Genomic DNA, 21,595 nt, shown 5'->3' with positions numbered 1-21,595 from the left:
ATTACTGTCCTGACGCGTTTTCTTTGCGCGAACCGGTATCCGCTTCGCTCGAAAACGAGCTAGCCGGTCTTGAGCGCAAGCTCCATGGTCTCGGCGCGTCCGACGAGGCCGGCATATTGGCCGATCGGCAAGGGCTTGCCGAGCAGATAGCCCTGCACGCCGTCACAGCCCTCCTTGGCGAGGAAGGCGAGCTGATCGACCGTCTCGACACCCTCGGCGATGATCGACATTTCGAGGCCGTGGCCGAGATCGATCACCGCGCGCACGATCGCCGCCGATTGCGGATTGCGGCCGAGATTGATGATGAAGGCGCGGTCGATCTTGATCTTGTCGAACGGGAACGCCTGCAGATAGCTCAGCGAGGAGTAGCCGCTGCCGAAATCGTCCATCGAGATGCGCACGCCAAGCGCCTTCAGCCGGCGCAGCAGCGCAAGACCGCGGTCGAAATCCTCGATCAGCACGCCCTCGGTGATTTCGAGCTCGAGCCGGCCGGGCGCGAGGCCCGTCTCGATCAGGATCGAATGGACGAGCCTGACCACGTCGCCGTGCATGAACTGCGCTGGCGACAGATTGACCGCGACCTGGAGCGGCTTCGGCCAAGATGCCGCCTCGCGGCAGGCCTCGCGCAGGATCCACTCGCCCATCTCGACGATCAGGCCGCTCTCTTCCGCGATCGGGATGAACTCGGCCGGGGAGACCTGGCCGCGCACCGGATGCTGCCAGCGCGCCAGCGCCTCGAAACCGATGATCTTGCTCTCGGCGACACTGGGGCGCGCGGCCCCCTGCGGCTGGAAGGCCAGCGAGAGCTCGCCGTTCTTGATCGCCATCGACAGATCCTGGTGCAGCACGCGGCGATCGCGGATCTGCTGGTCCATCTCCGGCTGGTAGAGGCTGATCGTGCCGCGCGACTTCTGCTTGGCGCGGAACAGCGCCGCACCGGCATTGGCGAGCAGCGAGGCGCCGTCGGCGCCGTTGTGCGGGAAGATCGACATGCCGGTGGTCGCGCCGGCGCGCACCGCCCGGCCGTCGATCTGGAATTCCTGCGCGACCGCCTCTCCGACCTGCTGCGCCAGCGCGAGTCCCGCTTCCGGCTGCTTGCCGTCGATGATCAGGCCGAACTCGTCGCCGGACAGGCGCGCTACCACACCGCCGCGCGCGGAGTCCTGGAGCCGCTGGGCCACCTCGATCAGGAGCTTGTCGCCGAGCGCATGACCGAAGACGTCGTTGACCTCCTTGAGGCCGTCGAGGTCGACGCAGAGAACCGCGAACTCCTCGTCGGTGCCTTCGCAGGCCTCGATCATCTGCGTCAATGCCTGAAGGAACGCGGCGCGATTCGGCAAATCGGTGAGGCCGTCGTGATAGGCCATGTGCGCCATGCGCGACTCGGTCTGCCGGCGGTCGGTGACGTCTTCGTGGGTCTTGATCAGATATTGCGGCTCGCCGGAATCGTTCAGCACGGTGGCGCGGCGGGTGAGGAACAGCCGCAGGCCGTCCTTGGTGGAGATCGGATGCTCCTCGGTGATCATCCCGCGCTTCTTGATCGCGGCCTCGTCGCGCGCGATGATCAGCTTGGCTTCCTTGGGATTGAAAATGTCGGACGCGGTCAGGCCCGTGGCTTCCTCGCGCCTGCGGTTGAGGATCGTTTCCGCGCTGCGGTTGGCGAGCAGATAGCGGCCGTCCTTGACCTGCTCGACGATCAGCGCAACCGGGATGTTGTCGACCACGAGCTCGAGGAACTTCTTGGTGCTCTCCAGCTCCTGCGACAGTGAGCGGCGGTCGGTGATGTCCTCGAACACCAGCAGCAGGAATTCAGGCTCGTTGCTCTCGTTGCGGACCACGATCCGGATCGAGGCCACCTTGCGCCAGGCCGAGCCGCGCTCGACTTCGAATTCGTTGCGATACTGCCCTTCCGGTGCCAGAAGTGCGGCCCGGTCGGTCGCCTCGATGTTCGCAGCCGAATTGGGCCCGAACAGCTCGCGCGCGGTCTTGCCGACGACCTGGTCCCGCGAAAAGCCCCAGAAGCGCTCATAGGCGCTGTTGGCAAAGATGTAGCGGCCGTCTTCGATGTTCTTCGCGGCCACGCAGGCCGGCACGTTGTCCAGCACCGTTTCCAGGAATTGCTTGGTCGATGCGAGCTGCCGCGACAGCTTGCGCTGCTCACTGACGTCGAGATGGGTCGCCACCGATCCGCCATTCGGCAGAATGAAATACTTCACCAGGATGGCGCGTCCGTCCGGCAACTCGCTGATCAGGCCGTTGGGACTTGCCGCCTTCTCATAGAAGTCGTCGGCGGAGACGGCGAGAACCCCGCGCTTGCGCCGCAATTCGAGGATGTCGTCGCCGGTCATGCCGGTCCACAGGTCCGAGCGCGTCAGGCCGTAGATCTCGAGATAGCGGTCGTTGCAGAAGATGACGCGCCGCTGCGCATCCGTCATCACCACGCCCTGGTTGAGATTGTTCATGGCGGAGGAGATGAAGGCGTTGCGGCGCAGCCGCGCGCGCTTGCTCCGGCGCAGCGCGGAATGGATCCACAACGCGATTGCCGCGAGGAACGCGCAGACGACAATGCCCCCGATCAGGGCTTCCCAGATCAGATTGGGGTCGAGATTGCCGAGGTAGCCGGGCGGAGCGAAGCTGTCCGACCGCGCAAAGGCACGCGAAGGCGCGACCGCGCCGGCCAGGCACACGACGGCGTGCACAGCAATCGGAAGCATGCTGCCTACGTGCCAGTTCTTTTCAGCCATCAGCCACCCGCGATTTCAACGTCGGATTGTCTGGCCTCGCGGGTTTGGATCGGGTAAACGCCTGTTCGTGCAATAGAAATATGTGACGCAAAATACGGCAATTGCCCTGACATGATAAATGCTTCCTTAACGGAAAACGGCCGCGCGGCCCGTTTCCCAGGCAAACTGGCGCCATCGGCAGCTCTCGCGAGAATCCTGCACAACCATGGATAGGGTCGATTGCGTCGTCATCGGAGCCGGCGTGGTCGGGCTCGCGGTGGCTCGGAAGCTCGCCCAGGCCGGGCGCGAGGTCATCGTGCTCGAAGAAGCCGAGGCCATCGGCACTATCACCTCCTCGCGCAACAGTGAGGTGATCCATGCCGGCATCTACTACCGCGCCGGGAGCTGGATGGCGCGCATGTGCGTCAGCGGCAAGCAGGCGCTCTACCGCTACTGCAGCGAACGCGGCATCCCGTACAAGAATTGCGGCAAGCTGATCGTTGCGACCAGCGCGAAGGAGACCGAGAAGCTGCAATCGATCAAGGCGCATGCCGAGGCCAATGGCGTGCTCGACATGCAGTTGCTCGCGGGCGAAGCCGCACGCGCGCTGGAGCCGGCGCTCGCCTGCGACGCCGCGCTGCTGTCGCCCTCGACCGGCATCATCGACAGCCACGCCTATATGCTCTCGCTACGCGGCGAAGCCGAGGACGCCGGCGCGGCCTTCGCATTCCACACTCCGCTGATCCGCGCCAAGGCGACCGCCGGCGCCATCGAGATCGAGGCCGGCGGCGAAGCGCCGATGACGCTGCAATGCAGCCTCCTCGTCAACGCTGCCGGACTCTCGGCGACAAAGGTGGCGCGCAACATCGACGGCATGCCGCTGGATCGGATTCCGCCGGCCTATCTCGCCAAGGGAAACTACTTCAGCTGCAACGCCAAGGCGCCGTTCTCACGCCTGATCTATCCGGTGCCGGAGCCCGGCGGGCTCGGCGTGCATCTGACGCTGGACATGGCAGGGCAAGCGCGCTTCGGCCCCGACGTCGAGTGGATCGAGACAATCGACTACGAGGTCGACCCGTCACGCGCCGAGCGCTTTTATCCGGCGATCCGCAAATACTGGCCGACGCTGCCAGAGGGCGCATTGATGCCAAGCTATTCGGGCATCCGCCCGAAGATTGTGCCGCCGGCGGTGGCCACGCAGGATTTCTTGATGCAAGGCCCGCGCGATCACGGCGTTGAGGGCCTGATCAACCTGTTTGGCATCGAATCGCCGGGACTGACGTCGTCGCTCGCGATCGCGGATCACGTCGCCGAGCTCGCAAACATCTAAGCGCCGCGCAAATATTTCAGCGTGACGCAGCACCTTCCAGCAAGGATGAGTGCGACAGCACTCACCCTTGCGTGAAAGGGTATGATCAACTCTACGATGTTACGGGGGTTGCTAGTGCAGCGTATCGCCAGATTGCTTCAGACGTTCGATCTGGTCCTTGACCAGCAACTTCCGGCGCTTCAACTCAACAATTTGCAGGTCGTCTGTTGAAAGGTGCACGAGTGCTTCGTGCAATTCGTTTTCGAGAAGTTTGTGCTTCCGTTCCAATTCAACCAGATGTGCCTGAATTGTCATTCGAAACCTCCTCGGTAGGGGTAAACCTTAGGATTCGATCCGGACGAGGAAGTTTACATCAGCGATTCGTTCTGTCGATATGTATCCGTCGTCGCACCGTCATTTTTGAAAATTCATATGTAATGAAGCGTGAGTAAGGAACCGCGCAAGAAAAATCCATGATATCAATGCACCTGCGCAGCACCGCAACGAATCGTTGAAATATGTTGCGGAAGATCGGTGAGCGGGGGTCGCAGATCGCTTGCGATCACGCCGCGCAAGGACGATAATTTCCACAGGGCATCCACAGCCCAGTCTCAAGCCTATCGGTTTTTCGGCCACCGCAGACATGACCAATGAAGATGAGCGTGAGCTTGAAGCCGAGCTCACCCGGTTGCAGCAGGAACACCGAGATCTCGATGCGGCGATCGATGCACTGCATCAATCGCCCGCTCCCGACCTGTTGCGATTGCAGCGGTTGAAGAAGCGCAAGCTGTTATTGCGCGACCGCATCGCCTTCATCGAAGACCAGATCACGCCGGACATTATCGCCTGATCCGCGAGCGGGCCTTTCGCGGTTGCTCGCCGCACATGAATCCGCTTGACTCGAAAAGAACAAAATAGGAACATTTGGATCCAACGCCCCCAGGAAATGCCCAAGGACAACGCAGATGTCGGCAATCGCCCTTCTCGACAACAGCCATTACGAACAGGCCTGCGATCAGGCAATCGCGATGTGCGACGGCAATCTGCGCAGCACCATCAAGGCGCTGATCATGGCCAACGAATATCTGGAAGCCGAGCTGGAAGAATTGCGGGCGGCAATTTCAGCCGGCTGCATTCCTGAGACCTCTCGCAGCAAGATGCGGCGCAAGAGCAGCGCCGCCTAAGTTCCAAAGCGTGGTGAGATCGCGCTTTGATTTTTTCGCATGATCCAGGCGCAAACGCGTTCCGCATTTGTCACGAGGGAAAACCGGTTCACACTTTGCGCTAGTTTAATGCGCCCTTCGGGTCCGGATCATGCCCTGCCTGGAGCAACGCCATGTCGGATGTGACTTACTACGTTGCATTGCCCTTCCTGATCGATGCCGACGGATCGCCTGTCGCGGGCGCCGCGGAGGAATGCCAGAGCTCGGCGGCCGCGCTGCGGCGCGCAGAGATCTTGTCGCACGGCGCCGGCCATATCGGCGCAGTCGCGTTCAGCCGCACCGGCGATCCTATGACCGGCGAATTCGGTGACGCCAAGCTGCTCCGCAAATTCGGCAATGTGCCGGAAGATCTCGCCGCGCTGTAAGCATTATTGTTTGAGCATGATCTTCGCGCAAACGCGTTCCGCGTTTGTCGCGAAGGCAAACCGCTGCACACCTTGCGTTCATGCGGCCCTTCGGGTCGGGATCATGCTCTAGCTGCTGGCGAGGCTGATCCGCGGCTCATGCCGCCGGCGCGCCTTGCGGACATACATGGCTGCGTCAGCCTCCTCCAGCGCGCGAGCTGCATTGGACTGCGCTCCCAGCAGCGCGACTCCGGCGGACGCGCCAGCGGTGACGTGCTGGCCGCGAAAGACAAAGGACAGTTCATCGATCGCATGCTCGAAGGCCGCGGCTTTCGCCTTGGCATCTGTCTCGCTGAGATTCCAGAGCAGCAGTGCGAACTCGTCGCCGCCGAGCCGGGCGACCACGTCCGAGGCGCGGACCTGCCGCGTCAGCGCGCCGGCGATCGCCTTGAGCACCTCGTCGCCGGCGGCGTGGCCGAAGGAGTCGTTGATCGGCTTCAGCCGATCGACGTCGAGCACGATCAGCGCGCCGCTGGCGCGATACCGTTTCATGTAGGCGACAGCGCGCTGGAGCTCGCGCTCGAAGCCGCGCCGGTTCGGAATGTCGAGCAGGAAGTCGGTGTCGGCGGCGGCTTCGAGTTCCGCGACCCGCTGCAAGGCCTGCTTGAGCTTGCTCCGCAAGCCGCGGATGACCTCGGCGTCGCCGTCGGCCGACGCTCCGCGCCGCGCCGGCTTGGCCGGACGCCTGAGGGCGGCTTTGGAGCGGCCGGCGCTGGGTTTCCGGCCCGTTTTGGCCTTCGCAGCGCTCGCCCTTTTTGGTTTCTTCATGGGCAACCTGCTCAATGAAGGCTTGCGGGGATTCACCAAGACAGGATAGTGCATTCCCTTCTCCTTGCCACCGCCTTGCGAGCCGCCGGCCGGAACCGTTAATCTGGCCTATCTTTCTGTTTTCCGAGCACAATTGACGTCATGACCGCGCCGATCGCCATCATCATGGGAAGCCAGTCGGACTGGGACACGATGCGGCATGCCGCCGACACGCTTGCAGCGCTCGGCGTCGCCGCCGATACGCGCATCGTCTCGGCACACCGCACCCCCGACCGGCTGTTTGCCTTCGCCAAGGGCGCCAAGACGGCAGGTTACAAAGTCATCATCGCCGGTGCCGGCGGCGCCGCGCATCTGCCCGGCATGGCGGCGGCGCTGACGGAACTGCCGGTGTTCGGTGTTCCCGTCGAATCCAAGACGCTCAAGGGTATCGATTCGCTCTATTCGATCGTCCAGATGCCTGCGGGCATTCCGGTCGGCACTCTTGCCATCGGCAAGGCTGGCGCGATCAACGCGGCGCTGCTTGCGGCTTCCGTGCTGGCATTGTCCGACCCGGCCTTGTCCGACCGCCTTGCCGCCTGGCGCAAGGCGCAGACCGAGGCCGTTGCCGAGCGCCCGGAGGACAAGGCGTGACTGACGCAAAGCAGGTGAAGCTGAAGCCCGGCGACACCATCGGAATCCTCGGCGGCGGACAATTGGGGCGTATGCTGGCCATGGCCGCGGCGCGGCTCGGCCTGCGCTGCCAGGTGTTCTCGCCCGATCCGGATTCGCCGGCTTTCGACGTCGTGCTGAATGCGACCTGCGCCGAATATGCCGACGTCGAAGCGCTCGAGCTGTTTGCCAACGACGTCGACGTCATCACCTACGAATTCGAGAACGTGCCGGCGGCCGCCGCGATGGTGCTGGATGCGCGCCGCCCCGTGCTGCCGAACCGCAAGGTCCTCGAGACCACCCAGGACCGGCTCGCCGAGAAGGATTTCGTTTCGCGGCTCGGCGTCCGCACCGCAGCCTATGCCGATGTCACGTCGGTCTCGTCGTTGCGCGAGGCGATCGTCAGGATCGGCCTTCCGGCCGTACTGAAGACCCGCCGCTTCGGCTACGACGGCAAGGGCCAGGCCATCATCCGCGCGGGCGACGACATCGCCAAGGTGTGGACCAGCCTCGCCACCAAATCAGCGATCCTGGAAGCCTTCGTACCGTTCGAGCGCGAGATCTCCGTGATCGCCGCGCGCTCGGCCGCGGGCCAGGTCGAGTGTTTCGACGTCACCGAGAACGAGCATCGCGATCACATTCTAAAGATATCCCGTGCGCCCGCGCCGATCCCGGATGCGCTCGCTGAGGAAGCGCGCAGCGTTGCCGGCAAGATCGCGAGCGCGCTCGACTACGTCGGCGTGCTCGCCGTCGAGATGTTCGTGCTCGCCAATGGCACCGGACCAAAGGTGCTGGTCAACGAGATCGCCCCGCGCGTGCACAATTCCGGACACTGGACCCTCGATGGCGCCTCGGTCTCGCAGTTCGAGCAGCACATCCGCGCCATTGCCGGCTGGCCGCTCGGCAAGCCCGTTCGCCACGGCGAGGTCGTCACCATGACCAATCTGATCGGCGACGAGATCCACGATTACGAGAAGTGGCTGACCGTTCCGGGCGCGACCGTACACATTTACGGCAAGGGCGCGCCGCGCCCCGGCCGCAAGATGGGCCACGTCACCGAAGTCAGGCCGCCAATCGACAAATGAGGGGACCGCGGCAACTGCCGCGATCCTGCTTTTGCTATCACGCCGTTTTCGCACCCACGACGGCGCCCGCGGGCTCGTCGCTGAGCCAGCGATAGATCACCCCGCCCAGCGCGCCGCCGATCAGGGGGGCGACCCAGAACAGCCAGAGCTGCGCCAGCGCCCAGCCGCCGACGAACAGTGCGGGGCCCGTGCTGCGCGCCGGATTCACCGACGTGTTGGTGACGGGGATGCTGACCAGATGGATCATCACCAGCGTAAGCCCGATCGCGAGCGGTGCGAAGCCGACAGGGGCACGTCCGTGGGTGGCGCCCATGATGATGAACAGGAACATCATGGTCATCACCACCTCGGTGATGAAGCAGGCGAACAGGCTGTAATGGCCGGGCGAATGCGCATCAAAGCCGTTGGCTGCAAAGCCCTTGGTGACGTCGAATCCGGGGGCGCCGCTGGCGATCACATAGAGCAGCGCGGCGGCTATGATCGCGCCGCAAACCTGCGCAATCACGTAGGGCAGGATCTGCCCTGCCGGAAAGCGCCCGCCGGCGGCGAGCCCGACGGTGACGGCCGGGTTCAGATGACAGCCCGAAATATGGCCGATCGCATAGGCCATGGTGACGACGCTTAAGCCGAACGCCAGGGACACACCGACCAGGCCGATTCCGACTTGCGGAAAGCCGGCGGCGATCACTGCGCTGCCGCAGCCGGCGAATGTGAGCCAGAATGTACCAATGGCCTCGGCAGCGTGTTTCTTCACGTCCATGTGGCGTCTCCCCTGATTTCCTGGAATTCCGGAACAAAGCTCCGGCCGCCGCCCCGCCAATGGCACCAAATCTCCCAAATCGGGGCCGCGTGGAGGTATTTTCGCCGCATTTAATGGCCGAACTTGGCCCGAAAACCCGCTTGGCAGGTGGACATCCCGGGTTTTGTCTGTTACATCCGCGCCCTCAAGGTTAAGGGCTTGCGCTTTTCGCCATCCCTTTTGACTTACCAGAATTCAAATTCGATCTACTGAAGAGGATGCCGCGTGCAGGTTCTCGTTCGCGATAACAATGTCGATCAAGCCCTCAAGGCGCTGAAGAAGAAGATGCAGCGCGAGGGGATTTTCCGCGAGATGAAGCTCCGCGGACACTACGAGAAGCCCTCCGAGAAGAAGGCCCGCGAAAAGGCCGAAGCCGTGCGCCGCGCACGTAAGCTGGCCCGCAAGAAGCTCCAGCGTGAAGGCCTCCTGCCGATGAAGCCGAAGCCGGTGTTCGGCGCAGGTCCCGGCGGTGATCGTGGCGGCCGCGGTGGCCCGGGTGCAGGTCCGCGCGGACCGCGCTGATTTGTCGAGTTTGTAAGACTTCAGTTTTCGATGACGCGGGCCCTTGGCCCGCGTTATTGTTTTGTGAGCGGTGCCTTTCTGGGACGGGGCACTACCGATGCGGCACCAGCGCGAGCGAACCGTAGATGGCCTCCCCTTTCCCCGAACGCGGCCTGGCGCGGCGACGCCAGTTCTGGCCGCAGCCGCTCGCGCTGGCCTTGATGGGGATCGCATTGTGCGGCTGCTCCTTCGATCTGGGATCTTTGATGCCGGAGAAGGACAAGCCGCAGGAAACTCCCAAGACGGCTGCCGCCCCGGAGAGCGCGGTCAGCGCCGGCAACGTCACCGAGGCCCAGACTCACACGGCAAAGGCCCAAGCTCTGGCAAAGTCCGGGGAGACGGCGGCAGCGCTGGATGAGTTCAATCGCGCCGTCGGGCTCGATCCCTACAATGCGCAGGCGCTCTATGGCCGCGCCCTGATCTATCAGGGCAACAACGAGCACGATTTCGCCATCGCCGATTTCAGCGCCGCGAGCGGGCTCAACCCGCAGAAGGCCGAGCCGTTGCTGGGCCGCGCCACCAGCTATCTCGCCCTCGGCAAGGTGAAGGAAGCGGCGGCTGATCTCGATGAGGCGTCCGAAGCCGATCCGCACAATGCCCAGGTCTGGACCGCGCGGGGACAGGCCTATGAGAGGCTGGGTGACAAGGCCAAGGCTGCCGTATCCTACAACAAGGCGGTTGCCCTGCGTCCACGCGACGATGCCGCCCGTAGCGGGCTGGCCCGCGTCGGCGGCTGACAGCGCGGCTCAGGTCCCGCCTTAGAGCGTTTTCGAGCGAAGTGGATACCGGTTCGCGTAAAGAGAACGCGGCAAAACAAGAATCTAGAGCCCCGTTCCGATTCCAAAGGAACGGAAAGGGCTCTAGTCGGGCGTGGCGCCCTTGGGCAGAACCGCGTGGAACATCGACTTCATGCCCGACAGCATCTCGTCGGCGACGTTGGTCTTCGGCCGCGGCGTGGCTGCGCCGGCGTCGGCACGCAGGTCGAGCGGCGGCGCGATCACCGGGACCGGGATATCAGCCGGCGGCGTCATCCGGTTGGGGTCATCATTGCCGATCGAGGCCGTGTAGGGCGGGTTAGCCTGCGAGCCGCCATTGCCATAGGCCTCGGATGACGGCGTCGACACCGTGATCGGCGGCGGCAGCGGATGCACTGCAGTCGGCACGACACGGGGGGCTTCCGGGGTTCGGGCGGCTTCCTGCGCCGCAGGCTCCGGCGTCCTCTCGGCCGACTTGGTCTCAGAAGACTTGGATTCAGAAGACCTGGATTCAGACTTGGATTCCGCGGCTTTGCCCTCAGGCGATTTGCGCAGCCGCTCGACGGCGGCCCGCACGAGATCGTTGGCGTCGGGGGTCGCGGCCGGGGACGCAGCAGCCGGCGCCGAATTGGCCTCAACCACCGGGGCGGCGGGAGTGGACGCCGGGGTGGACTTGGCGAGCGCCTTCTCGCGCGCCGGGGTGCGGCCGTGCGGAGCGGTCTCGGCGGGAGCCACGTCAGCGGCCTTGGTCTCGGCCGGATGTTCGACGGACTTGTCGGCCGGCTTCTCGGCCGCCGCCTTGTCGGTCACGCTCTTCTGGGAGATGCTTTTCTCAGAGACGCCCTTGGCCTTGACGCCGGGGGCCGGGAGGTTGGCAACGTCGGCAGGCTTGCCGTCCTTGCCGGGCTGGGCAGGCGCCACAACGGCCGCAGGGGCATCAGCCGCCGGCTTGGCGTTGATGTAGTGGTTAACAATGTACGCCCCGATGATGGTCGCGAGCACCGAGGGGAAAATATCCATCGAAATTTTAGCGAGGTATTTCAGCATTTCTCGGCCACTCCCCGCGCGATTTGATGCGGGAACTTTGGGGCATTGTAAGGGATCAACTGAGACGGATCGATGGCAAGGCGGCGCCTTACGGCTTCAGCTCGATCTCAAGGAACACGATCTCGGTTGAGGTTTCGTTAAGTACGTCGTGTTGGACGCCGGCCTTGCGAAAGTAGGATTTTCCAGCCGCAAGCTGCGCCTTCGAACGCTCGCCATTGGGCGCCACGATCGTCATCTCGCCGGCGACGACAGGAACAATGACGTAGTCCATCCCGTGGGTGTGATGCCCGGTCGCGCTGCCCGGAGCGAGCCGCCACTCGGTCACCCGAACCTGCTCGTTGTCGACCTGGACCTCGGACTTGGCGGCAAGCATGGACCCCTCCTAGGGCACGAAAACCATGAACACGTAGACGGCAAATACCACCATATGGACCAGCCCGAACAGAACATTGGTCCTGCCGGTCCCGAAGGTCAGCATGCTCAGCAGGAATGTCAGGAGCAAGAGCGCCGTGTTCTGGGGATTGAGGCCCAGCACGAGCGGCTGGTTGAGCGCATAGGTCGCGAGCCCGACCGCCGGAATGGTCAGGCCGATGGTTGCAAGCGAGGAGCCGAGCGCGAGGTTGATGCTCTTCTGGAGGTCGTTCTTGCGGGCCGCGGCAATCGCTGAGACACCCTCCGGCATCAGGATCAGGAGAGCGACCAAAAGACCGGCAAAGGCCGGCGGAGCACCGATCTTGGCGGCGACAGCATCCACCACCAGCGAGAACTTCTTGGCGAGGAGAACGACGGCCAAAAGCGAGATCAGGAGCAGCACAATGCTGAGCGCCAGCATCTTGCCGGACAGGTGGGCCTCCCCGCCCTCGTCGTCCGCCCTCTCGTGGACAAAGTAGTCCTTGTGCAGGACGGTCTGGGTATAGAGGAACACGCCGTAGAGCACGATCGTCACGAGGTCGACGAAACCGAGCTGAATCGTCGAGTAGATTGGCCCCGGCGTCGTCAGCGTGTAATTGGGCATGATCAGCGTGATGGTCGCCAGCGCAATCAGCACGCTGAGATAGACGTTGGCGCCCGAGACCTGAAAGTCTTGCTCGCGATAGCGCAGGCCGCCGATGAAGACGCAGAGGCCGACCAAGCCGTTGCAGACAATCATCACGACCGCGAAGACGGTGTCGCGCGCGAGCTCTGGCGCCGGCTTGTCGCCCAGCATGATCGTGGTGATCAGCGCGACCTCGATGATGGTGACCGCCAGCGTGAGCAGCAGTGTGCCGAAGGGCTCACCGATGCGCTCCGCGATCACCTCGGAATGGTGGACGGCCGCGAACACGGTGCCGAACAGGATCACCAGGAGGACAATCGCAAACAGGGCTCCGCCGGCCGACAGGGTGAAGCCGTAACCGGTCGCGGTCACGATCAGGAACAGCAGCACCGCCAAAGCGGGGAAAATCCATGATGACCGCGGCATCCGTCCGTGTGCGCCCATGCCAACAATTCCTTCAAACAAGCAGCCCGATTATGCGCGAGAAGATCGTCCCCGTCAGCCCTCACCCGCCATTGATAAATTGCCGTGCGATCTCGACGACGCCAAAGCTGCCGAGATCGTCGTGCCCGCCGCCGGGAATGCGAACGAACCGCTTCGGCTCGTGAGCCAGCGCAAACAACTTCTCACCGAATACGATCGGGATGGTGGGGTCCTGCGCGCCATGCACGATCAGGAGCGGCGCCGTGACCCGAGCGATACGCTCGTCCGAGTGAAACCGGTCGCGCATCAGGAGGCGGACCGGGACGAACGGGAAATGCGAGGCAGCGACGTCGACGATCGACGTAAAGGGAGCCTCGAGGATCAGCTTCCCGACCCGATGCTCCGACGCGACCGCAACGGCGACACCGGTCCCGAGCGAGAATCCCCAGACGACGACGCGCTGGGCGTCATAACGCTCTGTCGCGAATGAATACGCGACTGCTGCGTCGCGCAGCAGGCCGTCTTCGCTCGGCGCCCCGCTGGAGCCCGCATAGCCGCGATAGGAGAGTGCGACGAGACCGGTACCGTCGGCCGTGATGGCCTTGAAGTGGCCGACGAGGCCCGCGAGATAATCGCCATTGCCGTGGAAGAAGAGGACCACGGCACGGCCAGGCTTCGCCGGCACGTGCCAGACGATGACCTTCTCGCCGTCCGACGTGGTCAGGACATGCTCCTCGGCCTCCGGAAACCCAGCTGCGGCAGGCGCCGTGCGCTCGGCGGTCTGGACCGGAAACAGGATGGCGCGCTGTCTCACGAACAGCAGGAGGAGACCGGCGAAATAACCGGCTGCAAGGATGATGGCGATCCATTTCAGGAATGTCATCGCGCCCCCACCACTCCACAGTTCAGGGCTTGCGGCGGCTCTCGCGCAATTTGAGGACATCCGGCCGGATGCTCAATGGGATCTCGCGGCAGCAGCACGCCGCGACATGCGCGGCGTGCCATGCGACACGCTGCTCGCGTGTCGCCTTCTGCGGCATGCGGTGGGACCGGTGCCATTCCTTGTTGATGGCCACGGTCAGCGCCCTTGCGTTACATCGCCTTGACGATGTTCTCGGTGACCTTCTTGGCGTCGCCGAGCAGCATCATGGTGTTGTCGCGATAGAACAGCGGATTGTCGATGCCGGCATAGCCGGACGCGAGCGAACGCTTGATGAACATCACGGTGCCGGCCTTCCAGACCTGGAGCACCGGCATGCCGTAGATCGGCGAAGTCTTGTCCTCTTCGGCGGCCGGGTTGGTAACATCGTTGGCGCCGATCACGAAGGCGATGTCGGCTTGCGCGAACTCGGAGTTGATGTCCTCGAGCTCGAACACCTCGTCGTAGGGAACGTTGGCTTCGGCCAGGAGCACGTTCATGTGGCCGGGCATACGGCCAGCGACCGGGTGAATGGCGTACTTCACCTCGACGCCTTCCTTCTTCAGGATATCGGCCATTTCACGCAGCGCGTGCTGGGCCTGCGCCACCGCCATGCCGTAGCCGGGCACGATGATGACCTTCGAGGCATTCTTCATGATGAAGGCCGCGTCATCGGCGGAGCCGAGCTTGGCGGGCTTCTGCTCGCCGGTGCCGCCGCCGGCCGCCGCGGTCTCGCCGCCGAAGCCGCCGAGGATGACCGAGATGAAGGACCGGTTCATCGCGTGGCACATGATGTAGGACAGGATCGCGCCGGACGAGCCAACCAGCGCGCCGGTGATGATCAGCGCGGAATTGCCGAGCGTGAAGCCGATGCCGGCCGCGGCCCAGCCGGAGTAGGAGTTCAGCATCGAGATCACGACCGGCATGTCGGCGCCACCGATCGGGATGATCATGAGCACGCCGAGCGCCAGCGCCAGGATGACGATCATCCAGAAGTCGAACGCGCTGCCGGACAGGACGAGCCCGACGATGAAGAACACCAGCGCCAGGGCGAGCGCGATGTTGATGATGTGGCGGAACGGCAGGATGATCGGCGAGCCGCTCATGCGCGCGGACAGCTTCAGGAACGCGATCACCGAGCCGGTGAAGGTCAGCGCGCCGATGGCAACGCCGAGCGACATCTCGACCAAGCTCTGCGGATGGATGTTGCCGGGGGTGCCGATGTCGAAGGCTTCGGGCGCGTAGAACGCGCCGGCGGCGACCAGAACCGCGGCCATGCCGACCAGCGAATGGAAGGCGGCGACCAGCTCCGGCATCGAGGTCATCGGCACGCGCCGCGCGATCACCGCGCCGATCGCAGCACCGATGGCGATGCCAACGATGACAAGCACCCAGGCGAGGCCGTCTGCCGGCGGATGGTTGGCGAGCGTAGTGGCGACCGCAATCGCCATACCGATCATGCCGAACAGATTGCCCTGGCGCGACGAAGCCGGGCTCGACAGCCCCCGCAGCGACAGGATGAACAGCACTCCCGCCACGAGATACAAGAATGCAGAGAGGTTCGCGCTCATCTCAGGTCCCCATTGATCCCTTCAGCCCGAGGTGGCCGCTTACTTCGACTTCTTCTTGTACATCGCCAGCATGCGCTGGGTGACAAGGAAGCCCCCGAAGATATTGATGCAGGCAAATACCAGTGCGACGAAGCCGAAGGCGCGCGCCCAGCCCGAGCCGCTCGAGACATTGGCGACGCCGCCGGCGAGCAGCGCACCGACCACGATCACCGAAGAGATCGCGTTGGTCACGCTCATCAGCGGCGTGTGCAGCGCAGGCGTCACCGACCACACCACGAAATAGCCGACGAAGACGGCGAGGACGAAGATCGACAGCCGGAAGATGAAGGGGTCGACGACCTGTGCAGCATGCTCCATGACGATCTCTCCTTACGCCTTCGGCTGGAAGTTCGGGTGGACGACGGCGCCGTCCTTGGTCAGCGCGGTCGCCTTGACGAGTTCGTCGTCCCAGTTCACCGCGAGCTTCTTCTCTTTCTTGTCGACCATGGTCTCGATGAAGGAGAACAGATTGCGCGCGTAGAGGCTGGAGGCCGAGGCCGCGACGCGGCCGGCGACGTTGGTGTAGCCGACGATCTTGATGCCATCGAGGTCGACGACCTCACCGGCCCTGGCGCCCTCGACATTGCCGCCGCGCTCGACCGCGAGATCGACCAGCACCGAGCCCGGCTTCATCGACTTGACCATCTCGCCCGAGACCAGCTTCGGCGCCGGCCGGCCCGGGATGAGCGCCGTGGTGATCACGATGTCCTGCTTCTTGATGTGCTCGGCCGTCAGCGCGGCCTGCTTGGCCTGATACTCCTTAGACATCTCTTTGGCGTAGCCGCCGGCAGTCTGCGCGTTCTTGAACTCTTCGTCCTCGACGGCGAGGAATTTCGCACCGAGCGATTCCACCTGCTCCTTCGTCGCGGGCCGCACGTCGGTCGCGGTGACGACGGCCCCCAGGCGGCGCGCGGTCGCGATCGCCTGCAGGCCGGCGACGCCGACGCCCATCACGAACACCTTGGCCGCTGGCACAGTGCCGGCCGCCGTCATCATCATCGGAAAGGCGCGGCCGAACGCCTCTGCGCCCTCGATCACGGCGCGGTAGCCAGCGAGGTTGGCCTGCGACGAGAGCACGTCCATCACCTGCGCGCGCGTGATGCGCGGCATCAATTCCATCGCGAAGGCGGCGATGCCGGCGTCGGCCATTGCCTTCAGCGCGGCATCGTTGCCGTAGGGATCCATGATGGCGATAACGAGCGCGCCGCGCTTGTACTGCGCGAGCTCGGACGGCTCGGGGCGCTTGACCTTGATGATGATGTCCGCGTCTTTCAGCGCATCGGCGCTGACGGTGGCGCCGGCGGCGGTGAATTCGGAATCCGGCAGGCCCGACTTGATGCCGGCGCCCGGCTCGACGGCGATCTCGGCGCCTAACGCCTTGAACTTCTTCACCGTATCAGGTGAGGCGGCGACACGCGGCTCCGACGGATCGATTTCCTTGGCAACGGCGATCTTCATAGGCCCTCCGGCGACGCGGGACAAAGCGCGCACGCGAACTTAGCGTTACTCCCGCAACGTTGGATACCGGTTTTGGAACCGGCTTGGATGCAAATTTTGTGGGCACCGCCGGCGATGGCGGTGCAGCAGGCAATGGATCAGGTCAGGAAGATCGCCATCAGGATCACGATGAGCGCGACCGAGGCCGTGCCGTACTTCACCAGCTTGATGAAGCCCTCATAGGTCTGCTCGTGGGCGATGTAGTCGTTGCCGTCGGCGGTGGTGTACGCCACTTCGCTATGGTCAGCCATGGAATGTCCCCAGTCGAAAGTCGAATTCTTTGGCTGGATACCGCAAAGCTTCGGGCAGGGCAACGGCACGGATGCGCGGTTTTCCGGCAAATCAGGTCATTTGGAATCCAGATTATCGCGGATCCAGCGCGTAAGGCTCTGCTCGCTGACCTCGCCGGCGGCAAGCGAGAGGATGATGGTCGTGGCTTCCGCAGGATCGGGACTAAACGCAACACCGTTCTTGTGGCGGAACACCATCATCGCCATGAAGGCGATGCGCTTGTTTCCATCGACGAATGCGTGATTTTTCGCGAGGCCGAATGCGTACGCCGCAGCCAGTTCATCCAGCGTAGCCTGCTCGTAGCGCCATTTGTTGATCGGCCGCTCCAGCGCCGAGCGCAGTATGCCCTCGTCGCGCAATCCCGGCGCGCCACCGAAGCGTCGGAGTTGCCGGCTGTGGATTGCGACAGCCTGCTCATAGGTGATCCAGAGCGGTTCTTCCAGCTCGCTCATTTGAGTGAGCTGGCTACTTTGCGAGTGCCGCAAGCGTGTCGCGATACTTGTCCATCACCTCATCGGCGATTTCCATGGTCCGCTCGAAGTCGGGATCGTAGGGCAGCGCCTGGAAACCGCCGCCAGGCAATTCCACGATGTGCAATTGCTGCCCCCGCTTGAGATCGAGCCGCTGCATCAATTCACGCGGCAGGAGCAGACCATCGGAATTGCCGATCTTCTTGATCTCGATCTTCATGGCCTTGCCTCCAGCACGTTATACATATGTATAACACACCTAAAAGGACAGTTCAACAGATGTATTACCGCCCCCGTCCCTCGTAGAGAGGCGCCCCGCCCCTCAGCCCATCGCCGCCAGCTCGTCGATCATGCCGGCGATGACCGAAAGCCCCCCGTCCCAGAACTTCGGATCCTTGGCATCGAGCCCGAACGGCCGCAGCAGTTCGGAATAGTGCTTGGTGCCGCCGGCGGCGAGCATGTCGAGATAGCGCTCGGCGAAGCCTTCGGCGGCGTTCTCGTAGACAGCGTACAGCGAGTTCACGAGGCAGTCGCCGAACGCATAGGCGTAGACGTAGAACGGCGAATGGATGAAGTGCGGGATGTACATCCAGTAGTTCTCGTAGCCCGCCTTGATCTCGATCGCCGGGCCCAGGCTCTCGCCCTGCACCGACAGCCAGATCTCGCCGAGCCGCGTCGCGGTGAGCTCGCCGTTCTTGCGCTCGGTGTGGACCGCGCGCTCGAAGGAATAGAACGCAATCTGCCGCACCACGGTGTTGATCATGTCCTCGACCTTGCCGGCGAGCAGCGCCTGGCGCTGCTTCGCGCTCTTGGTCTGCGCCAGGAGCCGCCTGAAGGTCAGCATCTCGCCGAACACGCTCGCGGTTTCCGCCAGCGTCAGCGGCGTCGGCGCCATCAGCGCGCCGTTCTTCGCCGCCAGCACCTGGTGCACGCCATGGCCGAGCTCGTGCGCGAGCGTCATCACATCGCGTGGCTTGCCCTGGTAATTCATCAGCACGTAAGGGTGCGCCGACGGCGTGGTCGGATGCGAGAACGCGCCCGGCGCCTTGCCCGGACGCACCGGGGCGTCGATCCAGCGGTCGATGAAGAAGCGCTCGGCGATATCGGCCATCTTGGGCGAGAAGCCGCGATAGGCCGTCAGCACCATGCTTCGCGCGTCAGGCCAGGCGATCGTGTCGGTCGCGGCAAAGGGCAGCGGCGCGTTGCGGTCCCAATAAGCGAGCCGCTTCTTCCCGAACCAGCTCGCTTTCAGCGCGTAGTAGCGATGCGACAGTTTTGGATAGGCCGCGCGCACCGAGGCGACCAGCGCATCGACCACCTCGCGCTCGACACGGTTGTTCAGATGGCGGGAATCCGCGACATCCTGAAAACCGCGCCAGCGATCGGAGATGTCCTTGTCCTTGGCGAGCGTGTTGGTGATGAGCGCAAAGGTACGCTCATTTGCCTTGAAGGTTTTAGCCAGCGCCTCGGCCGCGGTCTTGCGCTTGGCGCCGTCGCGGTCCTGCAACAGGTTGAGCGTCGGCTCGATCGCGAGCTCCTTGGCCCCGACCTTGAAGCGCAGGCCGGAAATGGTCTGGTCGAACAGCCGGTTGAAGGCGGAATAGCCGGTCTGCGCCTTCTCCAGGAAGAGCTGCTCGAGCTTGTCATCGAGCTGGTATGGCTTCTCCTTGCGCAGATCCTCGATCCAGGGACGGTAATGCGCGAGTTCGGCGGCTTGCATCGCGCGGGTCAAAATATCGTCATCGACACGGTTGAGCTCGAGCGCGAAGAACAGAAGATGGGTGGACGCCGCCGTCAGCCGCTCCGACACATCGCCGTAAAACTTTGAAATCTTGGGATCAACGCTGTCGCCGGCGTGGACGAGACCGGCATAGGAGCCGAGACGGCCGGCGAGATCGTCGATCGCCTCATAGCGTCGCACGGCCTCGGCGAGCCATTTTCCGCCATCTTCGTTTGCTGTCCCTGTTGCGAGCTTGCCCTTGTAGTCGGTCTCGAAAGCGATGCAGTCGGCATCCATCTTTTCGAGATCGCGCGCCACTTCCGGCGCGTCGATCCCGGAATAGAGATCGGCGAGGTTCCACTCGGGAAGCTTACCGGTTTTGCCCGCAGACTTGGCGGGTGAAGACTTGGCGAGCGAAGATTTGCCGAGCGAAGGTTTGGAGGGTTTTGCCGTGACGGCGGATTTCTTGGCGACGGATTTCTTGGCGGCAGATTTGGTGGCAGGCTTACGGAGAGCGGACTTGGAACGCGAAGTCATTGTGTGGGAAACCTGTGTTCAACAATCGCGACGGCGGGCGGGGGCACCAAGGTTTAAGAGTGCGTTAATCGGCTTCGGCCAGAGTGCCCCGATTCGAGACAGATAGTAGTAGCGTGCGGGGAACACCATGGCTGCCAGTATTTTGATTGCCGACGATGACGCCGTAGCCCGCCGGCTGGTCGAGAACATGGTGCAGAAATGCGGCTATGAGACGGTCGTCGTGGAGTCCGGCGACGCCGCGATCGCCGCCCTCACCGCCCCCGATGCGCCAGCCATCGACGCCGTCATCCTCGATCTCGTGATGCCCGGCCTCGACGGTATGGGCGTGCTGGCGAAAATCCGCGAAGCTGGCCTCAGCGTCCCCGTCATCGTGCAGACCGCCCATGGCGGCATCGACAACGTGATCTCGGCGATGCGCGCGGGTGCGGCGGATTTCGTGGTCAAGCCGGTCGGCGTAGAGCGGCTTCAGGTCTCCTTGCGCAACGCGCTCAACGCCTCGGCGCTCAAGGGCGAATTGCAGCGCATCCGTCACAGCCGCGAGGGCCGGCTGACCTTCTCCGACATCATCACGCGCGCCGAGGCGATGGCGGGCGTGATGCGCGCCGCGCAGAAGGCCGCTAACTCCTCGATCCCTGTGTTGATCGAGGGCGAGTCCGGCGTCGGCAAGGAGATGTTCGCGCGCGCCATCCATGGCAGCGGCGAGCGCAAGTCAAAACCCTTCGTCGCGGTCAATTGCGGTGCGATCCCCGACAACCTCGTCGAGTCCATCCTGTTCGGCCACGAGAAGGGCGCTTTCACCGGTGCCACCGAACGGCACACCGGCAAGTTCGTCGAAGCCCATGGCGGCACGTTGTTTCTGGACGAGGTCAGCGAGCTGCCGCTGACCGCGCAGGTCAAGCTGCTCCGCGCGCTCCAGGAAGGCGCGGTCGAGGCGGTCGGCGGCCGCAAGCCGGTCAAGGTCGACGTCCGGATCGTCTCCGCGACCAACCGCAAGCTGTTGGAACGGGTGAAGCAGGGGCATTTCCGCGAGGACCTGTTCTATCGCCTGCACGTGCTGCCGCTGACGATTCCCTCGCTGCGGGCCCGGCGCGAGGACATCCCGCATCTGCTCCGGCATTTCCTGGCGCGTTTTGCCGCCGAGGAGAACCGCCCGATCTCCGGCATCAGCGGCGAGGCCGTGGCGCACCTCGCCCAGCTCGACTGGCCCGGCAACATCCGCCAGCTCGAAAACGCAGTTTATCGCGCCGTGGTCATGAGCGACGGCGACCAGCTTGGCCTCGACGACTTCCCCCTCCTCACCTCGCAGCCGCATCCCGCAACGGACATTCCAACCGCGCCGCTGATGCTTGAGCCGATCGCGGCGCCCTCGGTGGTCTCAGGTGGTGAAATTCCGATCGCGCCGCTGCCCTTGGCGGGATCCCTCTCCATGCTGACCCCGACCGGCGATGTCCGCGCGCTGGAAGATATGGAGAACGAGATCATCCGCTTCGCGATCTCGCATTATCGCGGACAGATGTCCGAGGTCGCCCGCCGCCTCAAAATCGGCCGGTCCACGCTCTACCGCAAACTCGACGAAGCCGGGGTTCCCGGGCATGGCGGGAAAAGCGGTGAGGAGACGCACTGAGTCTCATGCGAACGGGGGGGTCGCGTGACTGGCCCCCCGCGGCCGCAAACCCTTTGCATTACGGCGAAATTTGGCTGCGACGTGAACCGTGACTTGGAAGTGACAGACACAGGGAAAAGCGAGTGCGGAAGGCGCACATCCGTTGC

The 21,595-nt window shown here is 63.8% G+C and carries 25 protein-coding genes; 9 read left to right on the top strand and 16 right to left on the bottom strand.

Annotation, left to right across the window (positions count from 1 at the left end; translation table 11 throughout):
* Nucleotides 1-59: 59 nt before the first annotated feature.
* Entirely contained in the window at nucleotides 60-2,744 is a 2,685-nt protein-coding gene (locus tag AC629_RS28275; protein ID WP_084808161.1) for a sensor domain-containing protein, read from the bottom strand.
* 205 nt (nucleotides 2,745-2,949) lie between these two features.
* On the opposite strand from AC629_RS28275, the gene AC629_RS28270 reads away from it, so the two are divergent.
* The gene (locus tag AC629_RS28270) at nucleotides 2,950-4,053 is read left to right on the top strand and encodes an NAD(P)/FAD-dependent oxidoreductase (RefSeq protein WP_084808160.1); all 1,104 of its coding nucleotides are present in this window, start codon (nucleotides 2,950-2,952) and stop codon (nucleotides 4,051-4,053) included.
* 111 nt (nucleotides 4,054-4,164) lie between these two features.
* On the opposite strand, the gene AC629_RS28265 is transcribed toward AC629_RS28270, so the two are convergent.
* Nucleotides 4,165-4,347, bottom strand: a complete 183-nt coding sequence (locus tag AC629_RS28265) for a YdcH family protein (protein WP_074123722.1) — start codon at nucleotides 4,345-4,347, stop codon at nucleotides 4,165-4,167.
* Nucleotides 4,348-4,675: 328 nt separating this feature from the next.
* On the opposite strand from AC629_RS28265, the gene AC629_RS28255 reads away from it, so the two are divergent.
* The 3 genes from AC629_RS28255 to AC629_RS28245 all read left to right on the top strand — a co-directional run bounded on the left by AC629_RS28255 (nucleotide 4,676) and on the right by AC629_RS28245 (nucleotide 5,620).
* Nucleotides 4,676-4,882, top strand: a complete 207-nt coding sequence (locus tag AC629_RS28255) for a YdcH family protein (RefSeq protein WP_008546179.1) — start codon at nucleotides 4,676-4,678, stop codon at nucleotides 4,880-4,882.
* A 115-nt stretch (nucleotides 4,883-4,997) separates the two neighbouring features.
* A complete protein-coding gene (locus AC629_RS28250; RefSeq protein WP_084808159.1) occupies nucleotides 4,998-5,216 on the top strand; it encodes a hypothetical protein in 219 nt (72 codons plus the stop codon).
* A 152-nt stretch (nucleotides 5,217-5,368) separates the two neighbouring features.
* Entirely contained in the window at nucleotides 5,369-5,620 is a 252-nt protein-coding gene (locus AC629_RS28245) for a hypothetical protein (RefSeq protein WP_084808158.1), read from the top strand.
* Between the two features lie 108 nt (nucleotides 5,621-5,728).
* Here AC629_RS28245 and AC629_RS28240 read toward each other — a convergent pair whose 3' ends face one another.
* Nucleotides 5,729-6,427: a GGDEF domain-containing protein gene (locus tag AC629_RS28240; RefSeq protein WP_084808157.1), complete on the bottom strand. Its 699-nt coding sequence runs from the start codon at nucleotides 6,425-6,427 to the stop codon at nucleotides 5,729-5,731.
* 141 nt (nucleotides 6,428-6,568) lie between these two features.
* Between AC629_RS28240 and purE the strand changes: the two genes are divergently transcribed.
* Both purE and AC629_RS28230 read left to right on the top strand, forming a co-directional pair.
* On the top strand, nucleotides 6,569-7,057 hold the full coding sequence (gene purE, locus AC629_RS28235) for a 5-(carboxyamino)imidazole ribonucleotide mutase (protein ID WP_074123725.1): 489 nt from the start codon (nucleotides 6,569-6,571) through the stop codon (nucleotides 7,055-7,057).
* Nucleotides 7,054-8,160 carry a 5-(carboxyamino)imidazole ribonucleotide synthase gene (locus AC629_RS28230; RefSeq protein WP_084808156.1) on the top strand — a complete coding sequence of 369 codons (1,107 nt, stop codon included), beginning with the start codon at nucleotides 7,054-7,056 and terminating at the stop codon, nucleotides 8,158-8,160. Before purE ends, AC629_RS28230 begins: the two co-directional genes overlap by 4 nt.
* A gap of 37 nt (nucleotides 8,161-8,197) precedes the next feature.
* On the opposite strand, the gene aqpZ is transcribed toward AC629_RS28230, so the two are convergent.
* Nucleotides 8,198-8,920 (bottom strand): aquaporin Z, encoded by a 723-nt coding sequence (gene aqpZ, locus AC629_RS28225; protein ID WP_084808155.1) that lies wholly within the window; start codon nucleotides 8,918-8,920, stop codon nucleotides 8,198-8,200.
* A 264-nt stretch (nucleotides 8,921-9,184) separates the two neighbouring features.
* Here aqpZ and rpsU point away from each other — a divergent pair, with 264 nt between their 5' ends.
* The gene (rpsU, locus tag AC629_RS28220) at nucleotides 9,185-9,481 is read left to right on the top strand and encodes a 30S ribosomal protein S21 (protein ID WP_008546194.1); all 297 of its coding nucleotides are present in this window, start codon (nucleotides 9,185-9,187) and stop codon (nucleotides 9,479-9,481) included.
* A 125-nt stretch (nucleotides 9,482-9,606) separates the two neighbouring features.
* Nucleotides 9,607-10,257: a tetratricopeptide repeat protein gene (locus tag AC629_RS28215; RefSeq protein WP_084808154.1), complete on the top strand. Its 651-nt coding sequence runs from the start codon at nucleotides 9,607-9,609 to the stop codon at nucleotides 10,255-10,257.
* Between the two features lie 123 nt (nucleotides 10,258-10,380).
* On the opposite strand, the gene AC629_RS28210 is transcribed toward AC629_RS28215, so the two are convergent.
* The 12 genes from AC629_RS28210 to AC629_RS28160 all read right to left on the bottom strand — a co-directional run bounded on the left by AC629_RS28210 (nucleotide 10,381) and on the right by AC629_RS28160 (nucleotide 19,825).
* The gene (locus AC629_RS28210) at nucleotides 10,381-11,322 is read right to left on the bottom strand and encodes a hypothetical protein (RefSeq protein WP_084808153.1); all 942 of its coding nucleotides are present in this window, start codon (nucleotides 11,320-11,322) and stop codon (nucleotides 10,381-10,383) included.
* Nucleotides 11,323-11,410: 88 nt separating this feature from the next.
* Complete coding sequence (locus AC629_RS28205) at nucleotides 11,411-11,695, bottom strand: cupin domain-containing protein (protein WP_084808152.1); 285 nt, start codon at nucleotides 11,693-11,695, stop codon at nucleotides 11,411-11,413.
* Between the two features lie 9 nt (nucleotides 11,696-11,704).
* Complete coding sequence (locus AC629_RS28200) at nucleotides 11,705-12,802, bottom strand: calcium:cation antiporter (RefSeq protein WP_084808151.1); 1,098 nt, start codon at nucleotides 12,800-12,802, stop codon at nucleotides 11,705-11,707.
* A gap of 61 nt (nucleotides 12,803-12,863) precedes the next feature.
* Nucleotides 12,864-13,664 carry an alpha/beta hydrolase gene (locus tag AC629_RS28195; RefSeq protein ID WP_084808150.1) on the bottom strand — a complete coding sequence of 267 codons (801 nt, stop codon included), beginning with the start codon at nucleotides 13,662-13,664 and terminating at the stop codon, nucleotides 12,864-12,866.
* Nucleotides 13,665-13,686: 22 nt separating this feature from the next.
* On the bottom strand, nucleotides 13,687-13,857 hold the full coding sequence (locus tag AC629_RS47125) for a hypothetical protein (RefSeq protein ID WP_168195601.1): 171 nt from the start codon (nucleotides 13,855-13,857) through the stop codon (nucleotides 13,687-13,689).
* 16 nt (nucleotides 13,858-13,873) lie between these two features.
* Complete coding sequence (locus AC629_RS28190) at nucleotides 13,874-15,271, bottom strand: NAD(P)(+) transhydrogenase (Re/Si-specific) subunit beta (RefSeq protein ID WP_084808149.1); 1,398 nt, start codon at nucleotides 15,269-15,271, stop codon at nucleotides 13,874-13,876.
* A gap of 39 nt (nucleotides 15,272-15,310) precedes the next feature.
* Nucleotides 15,311-15,628: a proton-translocating transhydrogenase family protein gene (locus tag AC629_RS28185; protein WP_074123734.1), complete on the bottom strand. Its 318-nt coding sequence runs from the start codon at nucleotides 15,626-15,628 to the stop codon at nucleotides 15,311-15,313.
* A gap of 12 nt (nucleotides 15,629-15,640) precedes the next feature.
* The gene (locus tag AC629_RS28180) at nucleotides 15,641-16,768 is read right to left on the bottom strand and encodes a Re/Si-specific NAD(P)(+) transhydrogenase subunit alpha (RefSeq protein ID WP_084808148.1); all 1,128 of its coding nucleotides are present in this window, start codon (nucleotides 16,766-16,768) and stop codon (nucleotides 15,641-15,643) included.
* A 137-nt stretch (nucleotides 16,769-16,905) separates the two neighbouring features.
* Nucleotides 16,906-17,058 (bottom strand): aa3-type cytochrome c oxidase subunit IV, encoded by a 153-nt coding sequence (locus AC629_RS28175; RefSeq protein WP_035704696.1) that lies wholly within the window; start codon nucleotides 17,056-17,058, stop codon nucleotides 16,906-16,908.
* A 96-nt stretch (nucleotides 17,059-17,154) separates the two neighbouring features.
* Complete coding sequence (locus AC629_RS28170) at nucleotides 17,155-17,550, bottom strand: type II toxin-antitoxin system death-on-curing family toxin (RefSeq protein ID WP_084808147.1); 396 nt, start codon at nucleotides 17,548-17,550, stop codon at nucleotides 17,155-17,157.
* 13 nt (nucleotides 17,551-17,563) lie between these two features.
* On the bottom strand, nucleotides 17,564-17,788 hold the full coding sequence (locus AC629_RS28165) for an AbrB/MazE/SpoVT family DNA-binding domain-containing protein (protein WP_027545558.1): 225 nt from the start codon (nucleotides 17,786-17,788) through the stop codon (nucleotides 17,564-17,566).
* 102 nt (nucleotides 17,789-17,890) lie between these two features.
* A complete protein-coding gene (locus AC629_RS28160) occupies nucleotides 17,891-19,825 on the bottom strand; it encodes a M3 family oligoendopeptidase (protein WP_084808146.1) in 1,935 nt (644 codons plus the stop codon).
* A 127-nt stretch (nucleotides 19,826-19,952) separates the two neighbouring features.
* Here AC629_RS28160 and AC629_RS28155 point away from each other — a divergent pair, with 127 nt between their 5' ends.
* Entirely contained in the window at nucleotides 19,953-21,449 is a 1,497-nt protein-coding gene (locus AC629_RS28155; protein WP_084808145.1) for a sigma-54-dependent transcriptional regulator, read from the top strand.
* The last annotated feature ends 146 nt before the right edge of the window (nucleotides 21,450-21,595 follow it).

It is taken from the genome of Bradyrhizobium sp. NAS80.1 (assembly GCF_001908205.1).
In the GTDB taxonomy this organism is placed as follows: Bacteria; Pseudomonadota; Alphaproteobacteria; order Rhizobiales; family Xanthobacteraceae; genus Bradyrhizobium.
Note: the sequence above shows the minus strand (reverse complement) of the source record. Positions and strands in the feature narration are given on the sequence as shown.

Bases quoted from the DNA above. Each gene is read 5' to 3' on its own strand.
- AC629_RS28155 (WP_084808145.1), top strand. From the start codon at position 19,953: ATGGCTGCCAGTATTTTGATTGCCGACGATGACGCCGTAGCCCGCCGG.
- AC629_RS28265 (WP_074123722.1), bottom strand. From the start codon at position 4,347: ATGACAATTCAGGCACATCTGGTTGAATTGGAACGGAAGCACAAACTT.
- AC629_RS28250 (WP_084808159.1), top strand. From the start codon at position 4,998: ATGTCGGCAATCGCCCTTCTCGACAACAGCCATTACGAACAGGCCTGC.
- purE (WP_074123725.1), top strand. From the start codon at position 6,569: ATGACCGCGCCGATCGCCATCATCATGGGAAGCCAGTCGGACTGGGAC.
- AC629_RS28205 (WP_084808152.1), bottom strand. From the start codon at position 11,695: ATGCTTGCCGCCAAGTCCGAGGTCCAGGTCGACAACGAGCAGGTTCGG.
- AC629_RS28165 (WP_027545558.1), bottom strand. From the start codon at position 17,788: ATGAAGATCGAGATCAAGAAGATCGGCAATTCCGATGGTCTGCTCCTG.
- AC629_RS28195 (WP_084808150.1), bottom strand. From the start codon at position 13,664: ATGACATTCCTGAAATGGATCGCCATCATCCTTGCAGCCGGTTATTTC.
- AC629_RS28170 (WP_084808147.1), bottom strand. From the start codon at position 17,550: ATGAGCGAGCTGGAAGAACCGCTCTGGATCACCTATGAGCAGGCTGTC.
- AC629_RS28200 (WP_084808151.1), bottom strand. From the start codon at position 12,802: ATGGGCGCACACGGACGGATGCCGCGGTCATCATGGATTTTCCCCGCT.
- AC629_RS28255 (WP_008546179.1), top strand. From the start codon at position 4,676: ATGACCAATGAAGATGAGCGTGAGCTTGAAGCCGAGCTCACCCGGTTG.
- AC629_RS28270 (WP_084808160.1), top strand. From the start codon at position 2,950: ATGGATAGGGTCGATTGCGTCGTCATCGGAGCCGGCGTGGTCGGGCTC.
- AC629_RS28190 (WP_084808149.1), bottom strand. From the start codon at position 15,271: ATGAGCGCGAACCTCTCTGCATTCTTGTATCTCGTGGCGGGAGTGCTG.
- AC629_RS28160 (WP_084808146.1), bottom strand. From the start codon at position 19,825: ATGACTTCGCGTTCCAAGTCCGCTCTCCGTAAGCCTGCCACCAAATCT.
- AC629_RS28180 (WP_084808148.1), bottom strand. From the start codon at position 16,768: ATGAAGATCGCCGTTGCCAAGGAAATCGATCCGTCGGAGCCGCGTGTC.
- AC629_RS28240 (WP_084808157.1), bottom strand. From the start codon at position 6,427: ATGAAGAAACCAAAAAGGGCGAGCGCTGCGAAGGCCAAAACGGGCCGG.
- AC629_RS28245 (WP_084808158.1), top strand. From the start codon at position 5,369: ATGTCGGATGTGACTTACTACGTTGCATTGCCCTTCCTGATCGATGCC.
- AC629_RS28275 (WP_084808161.1), bottom strand. From the start codon at position 2,744: ATGGCTGAAAAGAACTGGCACGTAGGCAGCATGCTTCCGATTGCTGTG.
- AC629_RS28215 (WP_084808154.1), top strand. From the start codon at position 9,607: ATGGCCTCCCCTTTCCCCGAACGCGGCCTGGCGCGGCGACGCCAGTTC.
- AC629_RS28175 (WP_035704696.1), bottom strand. From the start codon at position 17,058: ATGGCTGACCATAGCGAAGTGGCGTACACCACCGCCGACGGCAACGAC.
- AC629_RS28210 (WP_084808153.1), bottom strand. From the start codon at position 11,322: ATGCTGAAATACCTCGCTAAAATTTCGATGGATATTTTCCCCTCGGTG.
- aqpZ (WP_084808155.1), bottom strand. From the start codon at position 8,920: ATGGACGTGAAGAAACACGCTGCCGAGGCCATTGGTACATTCTGGCTC.
- AC629_RS28185 (WP_074123734.1), bottom strand. From the start codon at position 15,628: ATGGAGCATGCTGCACAGGTCGTCGACCCCTTCATCTTCCGGCTGTCG.